Genomic DNA, 4,741 nt, shown 5'->3' on the forward strand with positions numbered 1-4,741 from the left:
GTTATATACAGCGATATTACAAACTAGTCGATAATCATTCTTGTTTATATTGTCCCTCTTGTTATATATCTTTAAATGACTGATTTATCGAGAGATATAGCCTTGGTAAATGTTTGTGCTAAAGCGTTAACCAGATATGTCTAAATATACAGATTTGGCCTGTATATAGCGTCGCGGTATGACAATTCGGTATAATTAATTGGCATTTGACTTCAATGGGCGTTAATATGTTCTCACACCAATGCGACGGCTTATCTTTATAAGAAACCTTTATAATATAAATGTTCGCAAATTTCTGTTTGATGACTTTGCTGGGTGTTGATTTGACAGTTTTTTTTGACGAAAAAGAGTATTTCAGTCGTTTTTCATCTTGGCTACTGACTATTGATACAGGGGTATCCCTTGCAGAAGTTAGAGGTCTGTATTCGCTTTTACAGATGGAAGATGTATGCACCATTATGCATTTTGTGAAGCGTGAAAAACTGCCAAAGAGTGTAGAGTATTCTTTGGTGGGTTTGCTGAGTACTTATGTCGCAAGCAGTAAAGCTGCCGACACGGTGAACACTGAAGCGCTAGCAAATAACTTAAGAATGTTTTTATATCGAAATTTTGGATTTGAACAGATAGAAACTATTTTTAATGCTATTTCAGAGAGGAGTCGTAGTGGTGAGTAAAGTTATTTCTGAATTTGATGTAGTTTCAGTTGTTAGTGCAATAGAGTCAAAGAAAGAGAGGTCGAATTCAACTGTGCCTGAAAAGATCCTTACACCTAGTCAATCAGTGTTAAATGATTTTATCAGGCATGAAAAGAATATACTGCTTGAAGTCAAAAAAATATTTTCTACTTCGTTAGAAAATTAACTATACGCCCGATTGATTTAGCCTTATAGTATAGCTATAAACATATAGATTTCAGATTTACTCAATACTTTGTTGTTAATTATTGGATAAATTGAATTATTTGGGAATATGGAACCTGGATTGGTCACTACATGTAAATAAAAAACTGTCCTTCCTTTCCCTGAATGTGTTGAATCCTTTACCACTGCAGTACACCCCATCCAAGTCGGGTATATAGACAAGCGTTGATGTAGAGTTTAACAGGAAGTATCTATTTTCTGGGCAAATTACGCGAATTTTCCCGCTTTCTGCTCGGGAAAAGGCTTGTACTTGATTCATCGTTCCGCATAAATCGAAGCTTGCATCTGTAAACTCATCAGCGTGTTGTTCCAAGTTTGTTGTACACCCGCTAACTATCAATATAGCGGTCGATAAACTGAAATTTGCCTTCATTGTAAGTCCTCCAATATACCAACACATGGACTAATTGGTAAAAGATATTAAATTTCTAACATATGTCACTTTCTTTACATGAATATAGACATTAATGTTGTAGTTATACATGCATCATTACTGAGACGCATCTTAAAAATTAATTTCAAGATGGTGACTTTTCCTAACGAAATGTTTGCCATAATTAATAAGGCGATACGTGGTATGATGACCCTCATTGTAGATAGGCACCAGTTGTTTTCAAAGGCTAAAATGCTGATAGTAGGTGTGGTTTATCTTGTATTTGTTGTTCTTTCTTAATCTATCTAAGTTTCTGTATTGCCTTCGCCCATTTCCTCGATACATCTGTCCTTAATATGCAGCTGATTTGATTATTAGCGGTTTTTTTCGTGAACTCGCTCGGGCTTGTTTCGTTAGCGACTGTTGCCTTGTGGTGATTTAGCGAAGATCCCAAAAGAATCATTAGGTTGGGAGCTATATTATGCAAATCGTTCATCACGGTGCGTACGAAGGCGTTACGGGCTCATGCCATGAACTGCGGTGGCAACAATATGGTATTTTGGTTGACTGCGGTTTGTTTCAGGGCGAGGAAGCACCAAAGGTATTGGATATTGAATTTCCAGTCGGACATATCCAAGCTTTGGTGATCACCCATTGTCATATCGATCATATTGGGCGGATCCCTTGGTTGTTGGCAGCAGGCTTCAGGGGGCCTATCTATGCGACAGAAGCGACAGCGGCCTTGTTGCCCCTGATGCTCGATGATGGTTTGAAAATCCAATTAAACTTGAACAAAAGCCAACGCAATACCTTCCTCTCCTTAATAAAAAGCCTGCTCCGCCCAGTTCCCTTTGGTTGCCAAGCCCCGATGACCTTGCCTAATGGCGACCGGTTAACCCTGTACTTCCGTCAGGCTGGCCATATATTAGGTTCGGCTTTTGTCGAAGTTGTGCTGCCAGATGAACAAGTTGTGGTGTTCTCGGGTGATCTTGGTCCTTCGAACACACCATTGCTGGTAGGCCCTGTATCACCAGCACGTGCTGATGTACTGGTGCTTGAAAGCACCTATGGGGACAGAGCACATGAACGCCAGTCAGAGCGATCTGATAAGTTAAAGCAGATCATTGAGCAGTCTTTGATAGATGGCGGCGCAATACTGATCCCGGCTTTTAGTGTTGGCCGTACCCAGGAATTGCTGTTTGATATCGAAAACTTGATAGCCGGTTCCGTCCTGCCGTTATTGCGAGTTAACCGACAGCGGATGAAGTGGCAGGAGTTGCCGGTGGTATTGGATTCGCCTTTAGCTGGCGAGGTAACTGAGCAATATAACTTATTCCACCGCCTATGGGATACAGAGGCAAGGAGCCGCAAGCGTTGTGGACGGCATCCTTTGTCTTTCGAGCAATGTATTACGCTGGAGTCCCACCAGCAGCACCAATCTATGGTAAATCGCCTCCAATCAACCGGTGAGCCCGCCATTATCGTTGCCGCTAGCGGCATGTGTAGTGGTGGAAGGATAGTGAATTACCTCGAGGCTTTATTACCCGATCCCCGTACTGACATTGTGATGGTGGGTTATCAAGCCAAAGGTACATTGGGATACTCGCTTGCAAGAGGTGAGAAGCGGGTGAAGATTAACGATAGGGTTATTGAGGTCATGGCCAAGATACATAACCTTCCTGGCTACTCAGCCCATGCCGATAAGCATGAACTGGTTCAGTTTGTTTCCAATATCGGGCATGGGCCAAATAAAATCCATCTCGTCCATGGCGATCACCGTGCGCAATTTGGGCTTGCAAGCGCATTGCGTGAAGTTCGGCCAGGCAGTGAAATACTGGTGTCTGCCAACGGGTAAAAACTAAACAAAGCTAACCTTTACTTGATCTTAGCTATTTTCAACTACGCTTGATGCTATGCTCTATTTATTAACTAGAGTAGTATTCATCTTAGTGAGATTATTAATGAGTCAAAATATTGCGAACAATTGTTCAGTAACGCTGAGTGCTGTTTATTGGGTCGCTCTAGAAATCGAGGTTGAGTAATGAGAATTACCGTAGCGGGCACTGGATATGTAGGCCTGTCGAATGCCGTATTGTTGGCACAGCATAACGAAGTTGTAGCCTTGGATATTATCCAAGAAAAAGTGGACTTGATTAATTCGGCGGTTTCTCCGATTGAAGATAAAGAGATATCTCAGTACCTAGCTGAGAAAACGCTCAACCTGAAGGCTACGACAGATAAGGAACTAGCATATAAAAGTGCGGATTTTGTCATTATTGCAACTCCTACTGATTACGATCCCCATACAAATTACTTTAATACCTCTTCAGTTGAAGCGGTGATCAAAGATGTGATGGCGGTTAACCCTGAAGCGGTGATGATCATCAAGTCTACCGTGCCAGTGGGTTACACCCAACGAGTCAAGGACGAGTTGGGCTGCGACAACCTAATGTTCTCGCCAGAGTTTTTGCGTGAGGGCCGTGCCCTATACGATAACCTATACCCATCCCGTATCATTGTTGGCGAAAAGTCCGAGCGTGCTGAAGTGTTTGCTAACCTTTTGGTGCAGGGGGCCGAGAAAAACGATATCCAAGTGCTTTTCACCGACTCCACCGAAGCGGAAGCGGTTAAACTGTTCTCGAATACTTACCTTGCGATGCGTGTGGCCTACTTTAACGAGTTGGACTCTTATGCAGAGGCACACGGTTTGGATAGCCGCCAGATCATCGAAGGTGTCGGTCTCGACCCTCGTATTGGCAACCATTACAACAACCCGTCCTTTGGTTATGGCGGTTACTGTTTGCCGAAAGACACCAAACAACTGCTAGCCAACTACCAGTCGGTACCGAACAACATTATCGGTGCGATTGTTGATGCTAACCGTACCCGCAAAGACTTTATTGCCGATTCAATTATCGCCAAGCGTCCGAAAATCGTTGGTGTTTACCGCCTGATCATGAAGGCGGGCTCCGATAACTTCCGCGCTTCTTCTATTCAGGGGATCATGAAGCGTATCAAGGCCAAAGGTATCCAAGTTGTTGTCTACGAGCCGGTACTTAGAGAGGATGACTTCTTCCAGTCCAAGGTGATCAAGGACCTTGAAGAGTTCAAGCAAATCTCTGACGTGATTGTCTCCAACCGTATGGCAGAAGAACTCGCTGACGTCGAAGAGAAGGTTTACACCCGCGACCTGTTCGGGGCGGATTGAGTTAAGAACGGTTCTATGGGGTGAAGCGGTTCTGTGGTGCTTCGGTTCTGAGGTCCTATTAAGTAAATAGCTAGTCTGGAAGTAGCTGGTTTCCGGAAAAGCGGAAGTAAAAGCTTGACGTCTTAATAGCTATCCATAAATGCTGCCTGCAGGACCACAGGACCACAGGACCACAGGACCACAGGACCACAGGACCACAGGACCACAGGACCACAGGACCACAGGACCACAGGACCACAG

4 protein-coding genes are annotated in these 4,741 nt (G+C 43.6%); all 4 read left to right on the forward strand.

What is annotated here, in order from left to right; genetic code table 11:
* Window positions 1-299: 299 nt before the first annotated feature.
* Window positions 300-674 (forward strand): hypothetical protein, encoded by a 375-nt coding sequence (locus tag BIZ37_RS29475; protein ID WP_187464575.1) that lies wholly within the window; start codon window positions 300-302, stop codon window positions 672-674.
* Window positions 667-861, forward strand: a complete 195-nt coding sequence (locus tag BIZ37_RS29480; protein WP_187464576.1) for a hypothetical protein — start codon at window positions 667-669, stop codon at window positions 859-861. The genes BIZ37_RS29475 and BIZ37_RS29480 overlap by 8 nt, the downstream gene beginning before the upstream one ends.
* A 913-nt stretch (window positions 862-1,774) precedes the next feature.
* Window positions 1,775-3,148 carry an MBL fold metallo-hydrolase RNA specificity domain-containing protein gene (locus BIZ37_RS29485; RefSeq protein ID WP_187464577.1) on the forward strand — a complete coding sequence of 458 codons (1,374 nt, stop codon included), beginning with the start codon at window positions 1,775-1,777 and terminating at the stop codon, window positions 3,146-3,148.
* 186 nt (window positions 3,149-3,334) lie between these two features.
* Window positions 3,335-4,501 carry a nucleotide sugar dehydrogenase gene (locus tag BIZ37_RS29490; protein WP_187464578.1) on the forward strand — a complete coding sequence of 389 codons (1,167 nt, stop codon included), beginning with the start codon at window positions 3,335-3,337 and terminating at the stop codon, window positions 4,499-4,501.
* The last annotated feature ends 240 nt before the right edge of the window (window positions 4,502-4,741 follow it).

It is taken from the genome of Photobacterium sp. BZF1 (assembly GCF_014349205.1).
GTDB lineage: Bacteria > Pseudomonadota > Gammaproteobacteria > Enterobacterales > Vibrionaceae > Photobacterium.